13 protein-coding genes are annotated in these 17744 nt (G+C 66.1%); 2 read left to right on the top strand and 11 right to left on the bottom strand.

Annotated features, from left to right (window positions below):
• Positions 1 to 6: 6 nt before the first annotated feature.
• The 3 genes from BVG12_RS01520 to BVG12_RS01510 all read right to left on the bottom strand — a co-directional run bounded on the left by BVG12_RS01520 (position 7) and on the right by BVG12_RS01510 (position 3593).
• The gene (locus BVG12_RS01520; protein WP_075790852.1) at positions 7 to 984 is read right to left on the bottom strand and encodes a flavin reductase; all 978 of its coding nucleotides are present in this window, start codon (positions 982 to 984) and stop codon (positions 7 to 9) included.
• A 138-nt stretch (positions 985 to 1122) separates the two neighbouring features.
• Positions 1123 to 2463: an aldehyde dehydrogenase family protein gene (locus tag BVG12_RS01515; RefSeq protein WP_229503622.1), complete on the bottom strand. Its 1341-nt coding sequence runs from the start codon at positions 2461 to 2463 to the stop codon at positions 1123 to 1125.
• A 20-nt stretch (positions 2464 to 2483) separates the two neighbouring features.
• Positions 2484 to 3593 carry an NAD(P)-dependent alcohol dehydrogenase gene (locus tag BVG12_RS01510; RefSeq protein WP_075790850.1) on the bottom strand — a complete coding sequence of 370 codons (1110 nt, stop codon included), beginning with the start codon at positions 3591 to 3593 and terminating at the stop codon, positions 2484 to 2486.
• Positions 3594 to 3770: 177 nt separating this feature from the next.
• On the opposite strand from BVG12_RS01510, the gene BVG12_RS01505 reads away from it, so the two are divergent.
• Positions 3771 to 4802: an NADP-dependent oxidoreductase gene (locus tag BVG12_RS01505; protein WP_075791005.1), complete on the top strand. Its 1032-nt coding sequence runs from the start codon at positions 3771 to 3773 to the stop codon at positions 4800 to 4802.
• A 66-nt stretch (positions 4803 to 4868) separates the two neighbouring features.
• Here BVG12_RS01505 and prpF read toward each other — a convergent pair whose 3' ends face one another.
• The 7 genes from prpF to BVG12_RS01470 form a co-directional block, all read right to left on the bottom strand.
• On the bottom strand, positions 4869 to 6077 hold the full coding sequence (prpF, locus tag BVG12_RS01500; protein ID WP_075790849.1) for a 2-methylaconitate cis-trans isomerase PrpF: 1209 nt from the start codon (positions 6075 to 6077) through the stop codon (positions 4869 to 4871).
• 59 nt (positions 6078 to 6136) lie between these two features.
• On the bottom strand, positions 6137 to 8737 hold the full coding sequence (gene acnD / locus BVG12_RS01495) for a Fe/S-dependent 2-methylisocitrate dehydratase AcnD (RefSeq protein ID WP_075790848.1): 2601 nt from the start codon (positions 8735 to 8737) through the stop codon (positions 6137 to 6139).
• A 10-nt stretch (positions 8738 to 8747) separates the two neighbouring features.
• Positions 8748 to 9911 carry a bifunctional 2-methylcitrate synthase/citrate synthase gene (gene prpC / locus BVG12_RS01490; RefSeq protein WP_075790847.1) on the bottom strand — a complete coding sequence of 388 codons (1164 nt, stop codon included), beginning with the start codon at positions 9909 to 9911 and terminating at the stop codon, positions 8748 to 8750.
• A 15-nt stretch (positions 9912 to 9926) separates the two neighbouring features.
• Positions 9927 to 10817, bottom strand: a complete 891-nt coding sequence (gene prpB / locus BVG12_RS01485; RefSeq protein WP_075790846.1) for a methylisocitrate lyase — start codon at positions 10815 to 10817, stop codon at positions 9927 to 9929.
• Between the two features lie 170 nt (positions 10818 to 10987).
• Complete coding sequence (gene panC / locus BVG12_RS01480) at positions 10988 to 11833, bottom strand: pantoate--beta-alanine ligase (protein ID WP_075790845.1); 846 nt, start codon at positions 11831 to 11833, stop codon at positions 10988 to 10990.
• A gap of 2 nt (positions 11834 to 11835) precedes the next feature.
• Positions 11836 to 12765 (bottom strand): electron transfer flavoprotein subunit alpha/FixB family protein, encoded by a 930-nt coding sequence (locus BVG12_RS01475; RefSeq protein ID WP_075790844.1) that lies wholly within the window; start codon positions 12763 to 12765, stop codon positions 11836 to 11838.
• A 205-nt stretch (positions 12766 to 12970) separates the two neighbouring features.
• Positions 12971 to 13720, bottom strand: a complete 750-nt coding sequence (locus BVG12_RS01470) for an electron transfer flavoprotein subunit beta/FixA family protein (protein ID WP_075790843.1) — start codon at positions 13718 to 13720, stop codon at positions 12971 to 12973.
• A gap of 111 nt (positions 13721 to 13831) precedes the next feature.
• Between BVG12_RS01470 and BVG12_RS01465 the strand changes: the two genes are divergently transcribed.
• Positions 13832 to 14041 (top strand): hypothetical protein, encoded by a 210-nt coding sequence (locus BVG12_RS01465; RefSeq protein WP_075790842.1) that lies wholly within the window; start codon positions 13832 to 13834, stop codon positions 14039 to 14041.
• Between the two features lie 22 nt (positions 14042 to 14063).
• Here BVG12_RS01465 and BVG12_RS01460 read toward each other — a convergent pair whose 3' ends face one another.
• Positions 14064 to 17525, bottom strand: a complete 3462-nt coding sequence (locus BVG12_RS01460; RefSeq protein ID WP_075791004.1) for a pyruvate carboxylase — start codon at positions 17523 to 17525, stop codon at positions 14064 to 14066.
• Positions 17526 to 17744: the final 219 nt, after the last annotated feature.

Raw genomic sequence — 17744 nt, 5'->3', positions numbered from 1 at the left:
AATTTCTCATTTCCACAGCAACTGGGGCGCGACAGCCGTCTTGCGCACGATTCGTTTCAGCAGTTGTTTGAGCAATTGCACCTCGCTGTAGTCGAGCGCCGACTCCGCCGTCGCTTCGGCCAGCTTGGCCACCGCCAGCAGCCGCAGTTCCAGCGCGCGTCCGGCCTCAGTCAGGGTCAGGCGCGGTGCGCCGTCCGCGCCGGCGCACTCGCGCAGCAGGCCACGCCGGCACAAGCCCTCGCGCACCTCGGCACTGGCGCTGCGCCCGGAGATGGACAACAAGGTATCGAGTTCGGCCAGGCTACGGTCGTCGCCGATGCCCAGGATGCTGAGGACCAGGTAGTCGTCCTCCGACAGGTCCAGCGCATCGAGTTCCTTGCGGATCGGCTGGAAGACCTGCTGGTAGGACGCACCCAGCAGATAGCCGAGGAAGTTCTTGTTGAAGCTCCCCTCGCCTTCGCGCGCGTTGCCCGGGTGGGCCGGCGGCGGCACCTGCTTTTTCACTACCAGGCCATAGCCGCCGCTGTGATAGACCAGCGGTGCACGGGCCTCGTCGGTGAAGCCGACGACCTCGCCGACGAAGATCACGTGGTCGCCGCCCTCGTAGCGGAAGGTCGTCTTGCATTCGAAGTAGGCAGAGCACCCGGCCAGCAGCGCGACGCCGCCGATGCCGCGCGCCACCTCCACGCCGGCGAACTTGTCGATCCCGCGCCGGGAGAACGTGTTCGACAGCGCCTCCTGCTCGGCCGACAGGATATGGACGGCGAAATGCGCGCTTTCCATAAAGGCCGGCAGCGCCGCCGACGTCTTGGCCAGGCTCCACAGCACCATCGGCGGGTCGAGCGATACCGAATTGAAGCTGTTGGCGGTCAGCCCGACGTCCTTGCCGTCAGCGTCGCGCGTGGTGACGATGGTGACGCCCGTGGCGAACGAGCCGAGGGCGTTGCGGAAACTGCGTGAATCGAAACTTGCGTTGCTGGTCATGGACTGTCCCCTGTGACTGTATGGCTTCTAATTACATTAATAGTATATATCTTTATTGTCATTAGCAAGCGTCTGGAAGACGAAAAAAAGCCGCCGGCAGCGCGAGGCTGGCGGCGGCGAAGTGGCACGCGGGAAGAGTCAGGCCGGCGCCGCCTGCACGAAGACCGAGCGGCCGTTGGACAGCTCGCGGAAGCCGGCCAGGCCCTTGTAGCGGCCGATGCCGCTGCCGTTGACGCCGCCGAACGGCAGGCGCGACTCGGCGTAGTGCATCATCACGCCATTGACCGTGACGCCGCCCGAGGACGTCTTCAGCAGCACCTCGTCGATGAAGGCCTGGTCAGGACTGAAGATATAGGCGGCGAGCGGCTTGCCGCCGGCATCGACGACATCGGTCACCTGGTCGAGCGAGGTGTAGGTCAGCACCGGCAGGATCGGACCGAAGATCTCTTCTTGCATCACTTTCGCGTCCAGCGGCACGTCGACCAGGATGGTGGGGTCGATGGTCAGGTCGACCGGATCGCGCTCGCCGCCGCAGGCAACACGCGCGCCGCGCGCCACCGCATCGTCGATATAGCCCAGCACGCGCGCGAAGTTGCGGGCATCGACAATGTGCGGCAGCCGTTCCTTGACCAGATGCCCGTCGGCGTAGAACATTTTGGCGATCACGCCCTGTGCCACCTGCACGAACGGGTCGCGCAGCGACTCGGGCACCCACACGTGGTCGACCGACAAACACAGCTGCCCGGCGTTGCGAAAGCGCGCCGCCACCACCATCGAGGCGGTTCGGACCAGGTCCACGCCCTGGTCGACGATGGCCGGGCACTTCCCGCCCAGCTCCAGCGTCACGGTGGCCAGGTGGCGCGCCGCCGCGGCCATGATGCGCTTGCCCACGGCCGGACTGCCGGTGAAGAAGATGTGGTCGACCGGCAGCTCGAGCAACTGCTCGGCCAGCGGCACGCCCCCCTCGAACACGGCCACTTCCTGCTCCGGGAACGCGGCGCGGATGATCCTGGCCGTCACGGCGCTGGTATGGGGCTGCAATTCGTTCGGCTTGACGATGCACGCATTCCCTGCGGCGACGATTTGCGCCAGCGGCGCGAACACCAGCGAGAACGGGAAATTCCAGGGGCCGAACAGCAATACCACGCCGCGCGGCTCGTAGCGGATGAACGTCTGGTTGCCCTTGAAATGCGGCGAAGGTTCGACCGCCTCATCCTCCATCCATTGCGCCAGGTTGGCCAGCGCGGTGTCGATCTCGTCCAGCGCGGACACCACCTCGGTGTTCCGGGCGCCCTCACGTGCCTTGCGCAGGTCGAGATACAGGGCCTCGGCGATCTGGTCGATATGGGCGACGATGGCCTCGCGCAGCCGACGCAGGCGCGCACAGCGCTGGGCCGCGGTCGATGCCTTGAGCGCGGCGCGCTCGCCGCGCTGCAACTGGAAGATGCGCTCGATATCGGATTTTAAGTTCGCTTGCACGGCAGTCTCCATGGTTCCCCTCATTGCGGAAGGCGCATGACCGGCTTGACGGTGCTGCCGTCGTGCGCGTCATGGACCGCCTGGTTGATCTGGTCGAAACTGTAATGCTTCACCAGTTTTTCGATCGGCAGCAGGCCGCGCTGCCAGAAGTCGATCAGTTCCGGGATGAACACGTCGGGCACTCCGTGGTCGCCGGCCATGATGGATCCCTTGATCGTGATGCGCTTGTTCTGCAGTTCCATCGGATTGAAGGAGACCGAGGCCGTGGCCCCCGCCACGCCGACCAGCGCCACCGTGCCGCCGATACCCAGCGCTTCGATCGCCTGCGCCATGACGGCCGGGATGCCGGTCGCCTCCACGGCGTAGTCGGCCCCGGCGCCCGTGATTTCACGGATGGCGGCGACGGCGTCGGCCTGGCCCGCGTCGATCGCGTGCATGGCGCCAAGCTCGCGCGCCAACTCGAGACGCGAAGCCAACCTGTCGACCGCGATCAAGGTCGTGCAACCGGCCAGCTTCGCCGCCATCAGGGCGGACAGGCCGACCGCGCCCGCGCCGAACACCACCAGGCTGCTGCCGGCGCTCGGCCGCAAGGTATTCAGGACGGCGCCGACGCCGGTCTGGATACCGCAGCCAAGCGGGGCAAGCAGGTCCAGCGGCAAGGCCTTGTCGACCTTGATGAGGTTACGCTCGCCCGCAAGCACATGGCTGGCGAACGAGGATTGTCCCAGGAAGCGCCCGTACACCGGCTTGCCGTGCTGGCTGTGGCTGCAGCCGCCGTCGCGCCGGAACCCGCCCGACGTGTTCAGGGCGCGGAAGTGCACGCAATACGAGGGCTGGCCGGCCACGCAGCTCTTGCACGTGCCGCAGGAGCTGGTGGTCATCAGCACGTGGTCCCCTTCCACGACCTTGGCCACGCCGGCGCCGACTTTCACGACCACGCCGGCGCCTTCGTGACCCAGCACGGCGGGCCAGGGCAGAGGCGCATGGGCGAGGACGGTGAGGTCGGTATGGCACAGGCCGGTTGCGACGACGCGCACGATGACCTCCCCCGGCCCCGGTTCGGCCAGGTCGATGTCCTCGATCCTCAGTTCGGCATTGTTGGCATGGGCCAGTGCTGCTTTGATTTGCATGGCATGTCTCCTTGTAAGAATATCTAAATCATATATATCATTAGACTGTATATCAAGCAACAATTAAGTCCTTTCCCAGTAGCCGCAGCGCGGGCGGTGGCGGTCCTCGTGCGCATCTTCTTGCCAATAAACATATTAATGATTAATATGTTTATTTTCACGAAGAAGAGGTATCTGATGGAATTTCAGAACCAGACGATCCGTGTGGCAAAACAGGTTGCACCGGGCAGCCTGGAGGCGGACGCGTTCGAATTACGCGCGAACGCGGTTCCGGAACTGAAGGATGGCGAGATCCTCGTGCGCATCATCTACATCTCGATCGACGCAGGCAGCCGCGCGCAGTTCGACGACCGTGCCGACTATGTGTTCAAGACTGCGGTCGGGCAGATGCCCGGCAGCTCGGGCGCGGTTGGAGAAATCGTCGCGAGCCGCGATCCGCAATGGCCGATTGGCGAACTGGTCGCGACCGGCCACACGCGCTGGCAGCGTTACCAGAAGTTCAGGCCGGGCCGCGAACAGTTCCTCGTGCGTATCGACCCGGCGCACGGTCCGCTGCCGCTGCACCTGGGCGCGCTGGGGCTGGTCGGATTCACGGCCTACATCGGCGTGTTCGACATCGGACAGCCCGCGCCCGGCGAAACTTTCCTGGTGTCGGCCGCCGCCGGCGCTACCGGCGCGCTGGCCGGGCAATTCGCCAGGATCGCCGGCGCGCGCGTCGTTGGCATCGCCGGCGGCGCCGCGAAGTGCGCCTTCGTCCGCGACGAGCTCGGCTTCGACGACTGCGTCGACTATAAGCAGGGCGGACTGCGTGAGGCGATCGCGCGCGCCTGTCCGGCCGGGGTCGACGTGTACTACGAAAACGTCGGCGGCGAGATTCAGAAAGCGGCCTTCGCGAACATGAACGACTTCGGCCGCGTGGCGCTGTGTGGCCAGGTCGCCCAATACAGCGGCGGAGGCGAAGCGCCGGGCCCGAACCTGATGACGCTCGTCCTGAAACGCCTGACCGTGCGCGGGTTCCTGGCGATGGACCATATGGCGCGCCACCATGAATTCATCGCCAGGGCGTCCGCATGGTATCGCGAAGGCAGGCTGAAGCACCACGCCACCATCACGCCTGGCCTCGAGAATATGCACGAAGCGATCAATTCGCTGGTCGAGGGACGCAACCTCGGCAAGCAGCTATGCCAGGTCGGGCCGGAACCATCATAAGCCGGGGCGGGTCGCGAGCGTCGCGATCCACCCTGCAGAGCCGCACCCCTTGCCTCGATGCCGGGTTCAGACGCCCGACCGGGATGAGAAAGCGTCGGCTGGAACTCGCACCCAGCCCTCCATCAACACGCGGCTGCTGCGGCTCATCACCGCCTTGGTGACGACCCAGTCCCCTTTGATCCGGCGCGCCACCGCGCCGACCCGCAATGTGCCGGAGGGGTGCCCGAAACGCACGGCCTCCTGGCCCCCACCGCCTGCGGCAAGGCTGACCAGCGTCCCCGGGATCGCGGCTGCCGTGCCGATCGCGACAGCCGCCGTACCCATCATCGCGTGGTGCAGTTTGCCCATCGACAGCGCCCGCACGAGCAGGTCGACGTCCTGGACTTCGATGCGCCTGCCGCTCGATGCGGTGTACGGTGCCGCCGGCGCGACAAACGCGACCTTCGGCGTATGCTGGCGTCGTGCCGCCTCGTCGACATGCGATATGAGTCCCATGCGCACCGCCCCGTGGGCACGGATAGCCTCGAACATCGCCAGCGCCTTCGGATCCCCGTTGACATCGTCCTGAAGTTCGGTACCAGTGAACCCGATGTCGCGCGCGTTCACGAAGACAGTGGGAATGCCCGCGTTGATGAGCGTGGCCTTGAGCGTGCCGACGCCTGGTACCTCGAGGTCGTCGACGAGGCTCCCGGTCGGGAACATCGCGCCACCGCCATCGCCCTCCTCCGCGGCCGGATCCATGAATTCCAGCCGCACCTCGGCAGCCGGGAACGTGACGCCATCGAGCTCGAAGTCTCCCGTCTCCTGCACTTGCCCGTGCGTGATGGGCACGTGGGCGACGATCGTCTTGTTGATGTTGGCCTGCCAGATGCGCACGGTGAACGTGCCGTCTCGCGGAATGCGCTCGTGATGAACCAGGCCGCTGCTGATGGCGAACGCGCCGACCGCCGCCGACAGGTTGCCGCAGTTGCCGCTCCAGTCGACGAAGGGCTTGTCGATCGATACCTGGCCGAACAGGTAGTCGACGTCGTGGCCGGGACGGCTACTGCGCGCGACGATCACGGCCTTGCTGGTGCTGGACGTCGCACCACCCATCCCGTCGATCTGCTTGCCGTAAGGGTCGGGGCTGCCGATCACGCGCAGCAGGAAGTTGTCGCGCGCTGCACCCGGCGCCTGCGCGGCTTCGGGCAGGTCTTGCAGGCGGAAGAACACGCCTTTGCTGGTGCCGCCGCGCATGTAGACGGCGGGGACTTTGATCTGGGGTACATGAGTCATAAGTGTTATCCCTGGTCCGTCGCCCCCGCGAAGGCAGGGGCGACGTTCATATGTTGCGTTTAAGCGGCGACCTTCGACGAGGCCAGGAAGTCCTGCGCAAACCGCTGCAGCACCCCGCCCGCCTCGTAGATCGATACTTCCTCGGCCGTGTCGAGGCGGCAGATTACCGGCACCTTGACGGTCTCGCCGTTGCGCCGATGGATCACGAGCGTCAGCGTTGCGCGCGGCGTCCGCTCGCCCACGACGTCGAACGTTTCCGTCCCGTCGATGCCCAGCGTGAGGCGGGTGGTCCCCGGCTGGAATTCCAGCGGCAGCACGCCCATGCCGACGAGGTTCGTGCGGTGGATGCGCTCGAAGCCTTCGGCCACGATGGCCTCCACGCCCGCCAGCCGCACGCCCTTCGCGGCCCAGTCGCGCGACGAGCCCTGGCCGTAGTCGGCACCGGCGATCACGATCAGCGGCTGCTTGCGCTCCATGTACGTCTCGATCGCTTCCCACATCCGGGTCACGGTGCCCTCCGGCTCGATACGCGCGAGCGAACCGGCCTTCACGCTGCCGTCGGCACTGCGCACCATCTCGTTCTTTAGGGTCGGATTCGCGAACGTGGCGCGCTGCGCCGTCAAGTGGTCGCCGCGGTGCGTCGCGTACGAATTGAAGTCCTCCTCCGGCAACCCCATCTTTGCGAGGTATTCGCCCGCCGCGCTGTCGAGCATGATCGCGTTCGACGGCGACAGGTGGTCGGTCGTGATGTTATCGCCCAGGACCGCCAGCGGCCGCATTCCCGACAGCGACCGCTCGCCGGCCAGCGCACCTTCCCAGTAGGGCGGGCGGCGGATGTACGTACTATGCGCGCGCCAGTCATACAGCGGACTGACGATGTCGCCATTGCCTTCGCGGCGTGCGAACATGATGTCGTACACGTTCCGGAACTGCTGCGGTTTGACGGCCCGCGCGACGACGGCGTCGATCTCCGCATCGCTCGGCCAGATGTCCGCCAGCCGCACCGGATTGCCTTCGGCATCCGTCCCCAGCACGTCCTTCTCGATGTCGAAGCGGATCGTGCCCGCGATCGCATACGCGACGACGAGCGGCGGCGACGCGAGGAACGCCTGCTTCGCATACGGGTGGATGCGGCCGTCGAAGTTGCGGTTGCCCGACAGGACCGCGGTCGCGTACAGGTCGCGCTCGACGATCTCCTGCTGGATCGCGGGCTCCAGCGCGCCCGACATGCCGTTGCAGGTCGTGCAGGCGAAGGCGACGACGCCGAAGCCCAGTTGTTCCAGCTCCGGCAGCAGGCCCGCCTCTTCCAGGTACAACGGCACGGCCTTGGAACCCGGCGCCAGCGAGGACTTCACCCACGGCTTGCGCGCGAGCCCGCGCGCGTTCGCGTTGCGCGCGAGGAGGCCTGCGGCCACCATGTTGCGCGGGTTGTTCGTGTTCGTGCAGCTCGTGATGGCCGCGATGATCACGGCGCCGTCCGGCATCAGTCCCGGCTTGTTCTCAACGACGCCCGTGATGCCGTGCTGCGCCAGCTCCGTCGTCGCGACGCGCTTGTGCGGGTTCGACGGACCGGCGATGTTGCGCACGACCGTGGACAGGTCGAAGTGGAGTGTCCGCTCGTACTGCGCGTTCTTGAGCGTGTCCGCCCACAGGCCCGTTTCCCTGGCGTACAGCTCGACGAGCCTGACCTGATCGTCGTCGCGCCCGGTGAGCTTCAGGTACGCGATCGTCTGCTCGTCGATGGCGAACATGGCCGCGGTGGCGCCGAATTCCGGGGCCATGTTCGAGATCGTGGCACGGTCGCCCAGCGTCAGGTTGGCCGCGCCAGGACCATGGAACTCGAGATAGGTCGACACTACCTTTGCCTTGCGCAGGAATTCGGTCAGCGCCAGCACGATATCGGTGGCGGTGATACCTGGTCCGGGTTTGCCGGTGAGTTCGACGCCGACAATGTCCGGCAGGCGCATCCAGGATGCGCGGCCGAGCATCACGCTTTCCGCTTCCAGGCCGCCGACGCCGATCGCGATCACGCCCAGCGCATCGACCATCGGTGTGTGCGAGTCGGTGCCGACGAGCGTGTCGGGAAAGGCAATGCCGTCCTTCACCTGCACGACGGGGCTCATGCGCTCGAGATTAATCTGGTGAAGGATGCCGTTCCCCGGCGGGATCACGTCGACGTTGCGGAAGGCGTTCCGGGTCCATTCGATGAAGTCGAAGCGGTCTTCGTTGCGGCGGTCCTCGATGGCACGGTTCTTCGCGAAGGCATCCGGATCGAAGCCGCCACACTCGACGGCCAGCGAATGGTCGACCACGAGCTGGGTGGGCACGACCGGATTGACAAGGCGCGGATCGCCGCCCTGGGCGGCGATCGCGTCGCGCAGGCCGGCCAGGTCGACGAGGGCCGTCTGGCCGAGAATGTCGTGGCACACGACGCGCGCCGGGAACCACGGGAAATCGAGGTCGCGGCGACGCTCGATCAGTTGCCGCAACGACGGGACCAGCGCTTGCGGGTCGCAGCGGCGCACGAGGTTTTCGGCGAGCACGCGCGACGTGTACGGGAGCGTGTCCCAGGCGCCGGGCCGGATCTCCTCGACGGCCGCTCGCGCGTCGAAGTAATGCAGGCTCGTGCCGCTCAGGGGTTTGCGATAATGGCTGTTCATGTCGTCCCGATCACTTGCGCTCTGCCAGCGGGATGAATCGCAGGTCTTCCGGACCGACGTAGTTCGCGCTCGGCCGGATGATCTTGTTGTCGATGCGCTGCTCGATCACGTGCGCCGCCCAGCCCGACGTGCGCGAGATGACGAACAGCGGCGTGAACATCGCCGTCGGCACGCCCATCAGGTGGTAGGACACGGCCGAGAACCAGTCCAGGTTCGGGAACATCTTTTTCACTTCCCACATCACCGATTCAAGGCGCTCGGCGATGTCGAACATCCTCGTCGAGCCGGCCTTGTCGGACAGGCGCCGCGCCACCTCCTTGATCACCTTGTTGCGCGGATCGGAGATCGTGTAGACCGGGTGACCGAAGCCGATGACGACTTCCTTGTTGGCGACGCGGTTGCGGATGTCGGCCTCGGCCTCGTCCGGGCTCTCGTAACGCTTCTGGATCTCGAGCGCGACCTCGTTGGCGCCGCCGTGCTTCGGCCCGCGCAGCGCGCCGATTGCCGCCGTGATCGACGAGTAGATATCCGAACCCGTGCCGGCAACGACGCGGGCCGTGAAGGTCGACGCGTTGAATTCGTGCTCGGCATACAGGATCAGCGAGGTATGCATCGCCTTGACCCACTCTTCCGGTGGCTTGCTCCCGTGCAGCAGGTGCAGAATATGGCCGCCGATCGAGTCGTCGTCCGTCTCCACGTCGATGCGCTTGCCGTTGTGGCTGTAGTGATACCAGTACAGCAGCATCGAGCCGAACGACGCCATCAACCTGTCGCCGATGTCGCGCGCGCCGGCGATGTTGTGGTCTTCCTTCTCGGGCAGCACGCAGCCGAGCGTGGACACGCCGGTGCGCATCACGTCCATCGGATGGCTGCTTGCGGGCAGTGCCTCCAGCGCGGCCTTGACCGACTGCGGCAAACCGCGCAGCGCTTTCAGCTTGGTCTTGTAACCCTTCAGTTCGGCCGCATTCGGCAATTTCCCGTGAACCAGCAGGTAGGCGATTTCCTCGAATTCGCAGGCATCGGCCACATCCAGGATGTCATAGCCGCGGTAATGCAGGTCGTTGCCGGAACGGCCCACCGAGCACAGTGCGGTGTTGCCGGCGGCCACGCCGGACAGGGCCACGGATTTCTTCGGTTTGAAGGTCGGCGTATCGGATGTCTTTGCTTCGCTCATGTCGGTCTCCTCGAATTATTTGGCTTTGTTTTGCGCGAACAGCGCGTCCAGGTTCTGTTCGTAACGGTGATAGTCGATGCGCTCGTACAGTTCGGCGCGGGTCTGCATCGTGTCGACGACGTTCTTCTGCGTGCCGTCGCGGCGGATCGCTTCATAGACGTTTTCCGCAGCCTTGTTCATCGCGCGGAACGCGGACAGCGGGTACAGCACGATGTCGACGTCGGCGCCGCGCAGCTCGTCCACGGTGAACAGCGGCGTCGAACCGAATTCCGTGATGTTGGCGAGGATGGGCACCTTGACCGCCTTCTTGAATTGCGCGTACATCTCGAGGCTCGTGATGGCTTCCGGGAAGATCATGTCGGCGCCCGCCTCCACGCAGGCGACCGCGCGCTCGACGGCTCTGTCGAGACCCTCGACGGCCAGCGCGTCGGTTCTCGCCATGATGACGAAGTTGTCGTCCGTGCGCGCATCGACGGCGGCTTTCACGCGGTCGACCATCTCGCCCAGGCTGACGATCTCCTTGCCCGGACGGTGGCCGCAGCGCTTGGCGCCGACCTGGTCTTCGATGTGGCAGGCACCGGCGCCGGCCTTGATCAGCGAACGGACGGTGCGCGCGACGTTGAAGGCGGAAGAACCGAAGCCCGTGTCGATGTCGACCAGCAGCGGCAGGTCGCACACGTCGGTGATGCGGCGCACGTCGGTCAGCACGTCGTCGAGACCGGAGATGCCGAGGTCCGGCAGGCCCAGCGACCCGGCCGCCACGCCGCCGCCCGACAGGTAGATGGCGCGGTAGCCGGCCCGCTTGGCGAGCAGCGCGTGGTTGGCGTTGATGGCGCCGATGACCTGCAACGGATGTTCTTCCTGGACGGCGCGGCGGAACGCTGCGCCTGCTGAGGTCTGGCTCATGGTATTCCCTTCACATTAATGATTTATATGATTATTGTGGATTTCTGGGCGCGGGTCAACGAGACCGCGCGTGCCCGATGGCCCAGGGTGATGGCGTAGCGCGGCAAGGCCTGGGGGCGGATGGCAGATCCATGCCCGAAATCGGGCGCGGCCGGACCCGCACCCCGTTTCTAGCGCTCGATTTCCAGGTTGTCGATCAGGCGCGTCGCGCCCAACCTGGCCGCCGCCAGTACGAGCAGGCCTGCGCCGGCTGCGTACTCCTCGCGCGTCGGCGGCTTCAGGTCGGCGCGCTTGCGGATCGACACATAGTCCGGCTGCCAGCCGCGCGCGGACAGGTGTGCCATCGCCTCCCGTTCCAGCGCCGGCAGGCCGGGGTGGCTGGCGCGCACACGCTCGGCCACGTCCTGCAGCGTTCGATACAGCGCCGGCGCCTCGGCGCGCTCGGCGGCGTCCAGATAGCCGTTGCGTGAGGACAGCGCGAGGCCATCCGCGGCGCGGACCGTCTCGGCGCCGATGACCTCGGTCGGCATCGCGAACTGGCGCGCCATGTTACGGATAATCATCAGCTGCTGGTAATCCTTCTTGCCGAACACGGCCACGCGCGGCTGCACGCACGAAAACAATTTGGTGACCACCGTGCACACGCCCGGGAACATTGCCGGGCGAAATTCGCCTTCCAGCGTTCCGCCGAGGTCGTCCGGGGGTTGCACACGGTATTCCTGCGGCTCCGGGTACAGGTCCTTCTCGGTCGGCGCGAACAGCACGTACACGCCTTCCTTCTCCAGCTTCTCGGCGTCGGCCTCGAAGGTGCGCGGGTACTTGTCGAAGTCCTCGTTCGGACCGAACTGGAGCCGGTTGACGAAGATCGACGCTACCACCGGGTCGCCGTGTCTGCGTGCGAGGCGCATCAGCGACAGATGGCCTTCGTGCAGGTTGCCCATTGTGGGAACGAAAGCGGTGCGCAGTTGTCCGCGCAGCTGGTCGCGCAGTTCGTCGATGGTCGAAATGATTTTCATGATCAGCCGAGCTCGGCCACAAGTTGCGGCACGATCTCGAACAGGTCGCCGACGATGCCATAGTCGGCCACCGAGAAGATCGGCGCTTCAGGATCCTTGTTGATGGCGACGATGGTCTTCGAGTCCTTCATGCCGGCCAGGTGCTGGATTGCGCCGGAGATACCGACGGCGATGTACAGCTGCGGCGCGACGATCTTGCCGGTCTGGCCGACTTGCCAGTCGTTCGGCACATAGCCCGCGTCGACGGCGGCGCGCGACGCGCCCATGGCGGCGCCCAGCTTGTCGGCCAGCGGCTCCAGGATCTTGAAAGCCTCGCCGGATCCCATGCCGCGGCCACCCGACACGATCACCTTCGCCGCCGTCAGCTCGGGGCGGTCGGAGGCGGCCAGTTCACGTTCGAGGAAGGTGCTGCGTCCACCGTCCGGTACCGGCGCGACGGTCTCGATGGCCGCCTGGCCGCCGCTGCCCGCCGTATCGAAACCCGTCGTGCGCACGGTGATCACCTTGACCGGATCGGACGACTGCACGGTCGCGATGGCATTGCCCGCATACACGGGACGTTCGAAGGTATCGGGGCCGACCACCCGCGTGATTTCCGAGATCTGCGCGACGTCCAGACGCGCGGCGACGCGCGGCAGGATGTTCTTGCCGTAGGCGGTCGCCGGCGCCAGGATGTGCCCGTGACCTGCAGCCACGGCCAATACCTGTTCCGCCACGTTTTCCGCCAGGCCGTCCGCGAGATGCGGCGCGTCCGCCACCAGCACCTTGTCCACGCCGGCGATGCGCGCCGCCGCTTCGGCGACGCCGCCGCATCCCCCTCCCGCCACCAGCACGTGTACCGGGGCGCCCATCTGGACGGCGGCGGTGATCGTGTGCAGGGTGCTGCCCTTGAGGCTGCGATTGTCGTGTTCGGCGATGACCAGTGTAGTCATTTGCTTCCTTTCAGTTGTTGGTTCGGGCCGGCAGGCATTCCGGACGCCCCGTAGCGCCATCCAAGCTGGTGCCGGACCTGTTCGCATGCCGGAAATGGGGCGCCGGCCTGACGGCGCTCGGCAAGCCAGGCCCGGATCTGCTCCTTGGTTGGACGCGTGCAATGTGCCATCGAATGTTCCATGCCCATGTGGTTGAAGTGGTGGGTTACAGGACCTTCGCCGTGTTGCGCAGCTTGTCCACGAGCGTGGCGACGTCGGGCACGACGATCCCCGCCGAGCGTTGCGGCGGCTCGACGACCTTCAGCGTCTTCAGGCGCGGCGCGACGTCCACGCCCAGTTCCGCCGGCTTCACGGTCTCGAGCGGCTTTTTCTTGGCCTTCATGATGTTCGGGAGGGTCACGTAGCGCGGTTCGTTCAGGCGCAGGTCCGTCGTCACCACCGCGGGCAACGCCAGCGACACGGTTTCGAGGCCGCCGTCCACTTCGCGCGTGACGGTCGCCTTGCCGCCTTCGAGGCGCACGACCGAGGCGAACGTCGCCTGCGGCCAGCCGAGGAGCGCGGCCAGCATCTGGCCGGTCTGGTTGCAATCGTCGTCGATCGCCTGCTTGCCCAGAATGACGAGCGCGGGCGCTTCCCTGTCGACCACCGCCTTGAGCAGCTTCGCCACGGCCAGCGGCTGCAGTTCGGCGTCGGTCTCCACCAGCACGCCGCGGTCGGCGCCCATCGCCATCGCGGTGCGCAGGGTTTCCTGGCACTGCCCGACGCCGCACGACACGGCCACCACATCGGCAACCGTGCCCCCCTCCTTCAGGCGAACGGCCTGTTCGACCGCGATCTCGTCGAACGGGTTCATCGCCATCTTCACGTTCGCGAGTTCCACCCCGCTGCCGTCGGACTTCACCCGCACCTTCACGTTGTAGTCGACCACGCGTTTGACTGCCACTAATGCTTTCACGATTCCGCCTTTCTCACTGTACCAATTAAATCGGATTTGACAATACAAACATCTAAACTATACTAATCATCATAAGGATTACGAATACCAGACATTCACCGGGAGACTTTCATGGCGATCCTCAAGATCACGTTGTGCGCCGCCGCGGCGGCAACCGCCGGCTTCACGGCGCTGTACGACGGCCGAACCGCGACCGACGCCGTACCCCAGATCCAGGCCGAGGCCCGGTCGGAGGCCCCGCACATGCAGGTCCATCCGGACCGGGGGATAGGACCGTCCTCGGTCGACATCAACCGGCTCGCCGACGCGCGCTGGAACTGACCGGCGACACGGGACCGGCGTTTCATTCGCCCAGCTCCAGCAGCAGGTCCTTCGCATTGACCACCCGGCCCGGCGCCACATGCAGGCGCCGCACGACGCCGGCGCGGTCGGCGCGCAGCATGGTCTCCATCTTCATGGCCTCGAGCGACAGCAGCGGGTCGCCCTTGTTCACGCGCTGTCCGGCGCTCACGGCCACCGTCGCGACCATGCCCGGCATCGGCGCGCCGACGTGATCGGGATTGCCCTCCTCCGCCTGCGGCTGCGCTGCGACGGCGGCGATCCCCTTGTGGCGGATACGGACCACGCGCGGCTGGCCATTCAGCTCGAAGAACAGCTTGCGCTCGCCCTCGTCCGGCGACTCCGCCGTGCCCTGCAGCCGCACGATGAGCGTCTTGCCCTTGTCGATGTCGACGGATGCCTCCTGGCCGTCCGCCAGGCCATAGAAAAACACCGGCGTCGGCAGGACGGCGACGTTGCCGAACGTGGCGCGGTGCGCGGCGAATTCAGTGAATACCTTCGGGTACATCAGCCAGGACGCCAGGTCCTGGTCGCCGAGCGCATGCCCGACGGCCGCCGCGCCGGCGGCGCGCGCGGCATCCAGGTCGACCGGCGCCAGGGTCGCGCCGGGCCGGCCCTCGAGCGGCCGTGCGCCCTGCAGGACCTTGGCGCCGAGCTCCGCCGGGAACCCGTCCGGCGGGAAGCCCAGTTCGCCCTTGAACAGAGACACGACCGATTCCGGGAACGCGATTGGCCGGGCCGGATCGGCGACGTCCTCCGGCGCCAGGCCATTGGCCACCATGAACAGCGCCATGTCGCCCACCACCTTGGACGTCGGCGTGACCTTGACGATATCGCCGAACAGCCGGTTCACGTCCGCATAGGCTTGCGACACGTCGCTCCAGCGCTGTTCCAATCCCATGGCGCGGGCCTGTTCGCGCAGGTTGGTGTACTGGCCGCCGGGCATCTCGTGCCGGTACACGTCGGAGGTGCCCGAGCGGATGTCGGCTTCGAACGGCGCGTAGTAGCGGCGCACGCCTTCCCAGTACTGCGAGATCGCGAAGATCGCGGAACGGTCGAGCCCGGGGCCGCGGGCGCTGCCCTCGAGCGCCGCCGCGATCGCGCCCAGGTTCGGTTGCGACGTCAGGCCGCTCATCGCATCCATCGCGCCGTCGACCGCGTCGCACCCGGCCTCGATCGCCGCGAGCACGGAAGCGGCCGAGATACCGCTCGTGTCGTGCGTGTGGAAATGCACCGGCAGGCCGACTTCTTCCTTGAGCGCACGCACCAGGCGCCGCGCCGCCTCCGGTTTGCAGATGCCTGCCATGTCCTTGATGCCGATGATGTTGACGCCCGCCCGTTCCAGCTCCCTGGCCATCGACACGTAGTATTTCAGGTTGTACTTGTCGCGCTTGGCGTCGAGCAGGTCGCCGCTGTAGCAGATCGCCCCTTCGGCCAGCGCGCCCTCGCCGCGCACGGCATCGATTGCCACCCGCATGTTCTCGACCCAGTTGAGGGAGTCGAAGATGCGGAACAGGTCGATGCCGCCGCGGGCCGCCTGGCGCACGAAGTACTCGACCACGTTGTCGGCGTAATTCGTGTACCCGACCGCGTTCGACGAGCGCAGCAGCATCTGGAACAAGGTATCGGGCACCCGCTCGCGCAACAGCGCCAGGCGCTCCCATGGATCTTCCTTGAGGAAGCGCATCGCCACGTCGAAGGTGGCGCCGCCCCAGCATTCCAGCGAGAACAGGTCTGGCAGCAGGCGCGCGTAATGTGGCGCGATGGCGACCATGTCGGCGGTGCGCATGCGTGTGGCGAACAGGGACTGGTGGGCGTCGCGCATGGTCGTGTCGGTCAGCAGCACCTGCGGCTGCTCCAGCATCCACGCGGAAAAGCGTTCGGGGCCGAGTTGACGCAGGCGGGTGCGCGTGCCCGGCCGGTCCGCGGCACGCGTCCCTTCCGGCAAGCGCGGCAGCAACGGCGCGGGCAGCGGCAGCGGCGGCGGCGTCCGTCCCTTCATCTCGGGGTTGCCGTTGACGCTGACTTCGCCGATGAAGCGCAGCAGGCGCGTGGCGCGGTCGCGGCGCTTGGCGAACGTGAACAGTTCCGGCGTCGTATCGATGAACCGCGTCGTGCATTTCCCGGAGCGGAACAGGTCGTGGTTGATGACGTTCTCAAGGAACGCCAGGTTGGTCGACAGGCCGCGGATGCGGAATTCGCGCAGCGCGCGGTCCATTCGGGCGATGGCCTCGTCCGCTTCGGGCGCCCAGGCGGTTACCTTGACCAGCAGCGAATCGTAGAACGGCGTGATGACGGCCCCGGCATAGGCGGTGCCGCCGTCGAGACGCAGGCCGAAGCCGGACGCGCTGCGATAGGCCGTGATGCGGCCATAGTCGGGAGTGAATCCATTCTCCGGATCCTCGGTGGTGACACGGCACTGCAGTGCATGGCCGTTCAGGCGGATGCCCGGCTGACGCGGCACGCCGGCATCGACGCCGATCTCGGCGCCCTCGCTGATGCGGATCTGCGCCTTGACGATGTCGATTCCCGTCACCTGCTCCGTCACGGTATGTTCGACTTGGATGCGCGGATTGACCTCGATGAAATAGAACGCGCCGCTGTCGACGTCCATCAGGAACTCGACCGTTCCCGCGTGGGTGTAGCCCACCGCGCGGCCGAGGCGCAAGGCGGCCTCGCACAGGGCGGCGCGGCTTGCGTCGTCGAGATAGGGCGCCGGCGCGCGCTCCACGACTTTCTGGTTGCGCCGCTGCACCGAGCAATCGCGTTCGTACAGGTGCACCAGGTTGCCGTGGCGGTCGCCCAGCAGCTGCACCTCCACGTGGTGCGCGCGGCGCACCAGCTTTTCCAGGTACATCTCGTCGTTGCCGAACGCCGCCAGCGCTTCGCGGCGGGCGACATCGAGCTGAGCCTCGAGGGCCGCCTCGTCGTCGATGGACCGCATGCCGCGCCCGCCCCCGCCCCAGCTGGCCTTGAGCATCAGCGGGTACCCGACGCTGGCCGCCATCGCCTTGGCTTCTCCGATATCGCGCGGCAATGCGGTCGTCGCCGGCACGACGGGCACCCCGGCCGCGATCGCCGCAGCGCGCGCCGCCACCTTGTTGCCCAGCGTGCGCATCACATCCGATGCCGGGCCGATGAACGTGATCCCGTGCGCAGCGCAAGCGTCGGCGAAGTCCGGGTTTTCGGACAGGAACCCGTAACCTGGATGGATTGCATCCACCCCCGACTCGACAGCGATACGAATGATATCGTCGATATCGAGGTAGGCGGCGATCGGTTTCCTGCCGGCGCCGACCAGGTAGCTTTCGTCGGCCTTGAAGCGGTGGAGCGCAAACCGGTCTTCGGCGGCGTAAATCGCGACAGTGCGGATCCCCAGTTCGGCGGCACCGCGCATGACGCGGATTGCGATCTCGCTGCGGTTGGCGACGAGAATTTTCTTGATGGTGGGCGTGCGGGTTGACATGAAGAGTGCCTGTTCCATTTCCGGGTTCGTTATACGTCTTAATCATGTGTATGATTGATACGATAATATGGCAAAACGCGTCGCTTGTCAGCAAAAAAAGCGTGCGGGGACCTGCGAGGCAATTACTGCTTGCGCGAAATGGTCGCACGTGTAATGATATATATGATTATAGTGATAATGACCGGAGGCGGAGATGAACTTCGAGTTTTCTGAAGAGCA

The sequence above is a fragment of the Massilia putida genome (assembly GCF_001941825.1).
Lineage (GTDB): Bacteria > Pseudomonadota > Gammaproteobacteria > Burkholderiales > Burkholderiaceae_D > Telluria > Telluria putida.
This window is presented reverse-complemented; position numbering and strand designations above follow the sequence as displayed.

Bases quoted from the DNA above. Each gene is read 5' to 3' on its own strand.
- BVG12_RS01475 (WP_075790844.1), bottom strand. From the start codon at position 12,765: ATGACTACACTGGTCATCGCCGAACACGACAATCGCAGCCTCAAGGGC.
- BVG12_RS01510 (WP_075790850.1), bottom strand. From the start codon at position 3,593: ATGCAAATCAAAGCAGCACTGGCCCATGCCAACAATGCCGAACTGAGG.
- panC (WP_075790845.1), bottom strand. From the start codon at position 11,833: ATGAAAATCATTTCGACCATCGACGAACTGCGCGACCAGCTGCGCGGA.
- BVG12_RS01465 (WP_075790842.1), top strand. From the start codon at position 13,832: ATGGCGATCCTCAAGATCACGTTGTGCGCCGCCGCGGCGGCAACCGCC.
- acnD (WP_075790848.1), bottom strand. From the start codon at position 8,737: ATGAACAGCCATTATCGCAAACCCCTGAGCGGCACGAGCCTGCATTAC.
- BVG12_RS01505 (WP_075791005.1), top strand. From the start codon at position 3,771: ATGGAATTTCAGAACCAGACGATCCGTGTGGCAAAACAGGTTGCACCG.
- prpF (WP_075790849.1), bottom strand. From the start codon at position 6,077: ATGACTCATGTACCCCAGATCAAAGTCCCCGCCGTCTACATGCGCGGC.
- prpC (WP_075790847.1), bottom strand. From the start codon at position 9,911: ATGAGCGAAGCAAAGACATCCGATACGCCGACCTTCAAACCGAAGAAA.
- prpB (WP_075790846.1), bottom strand. From the start codon at position 10,817: ATGAGCCAGACCTCAGCAGGCGCAGCGTTCCGCCGCGCCGTCCAGGAA.
- BVG12_RS01460 (WP_075791004.1), bottom strand. From the start codon at position 17,525: ATGTCAACCCGCACGCCCACCATCAAGAAAATTCTCGTCGCCAACCGC.
- BVG12_RS01520 (WP_075790852.1), bottom strand. From the start codon at position 984: ATGACCAGCAACGCAAGTTTCGATTCACGCAGTTTCCGCAACGCCCTC.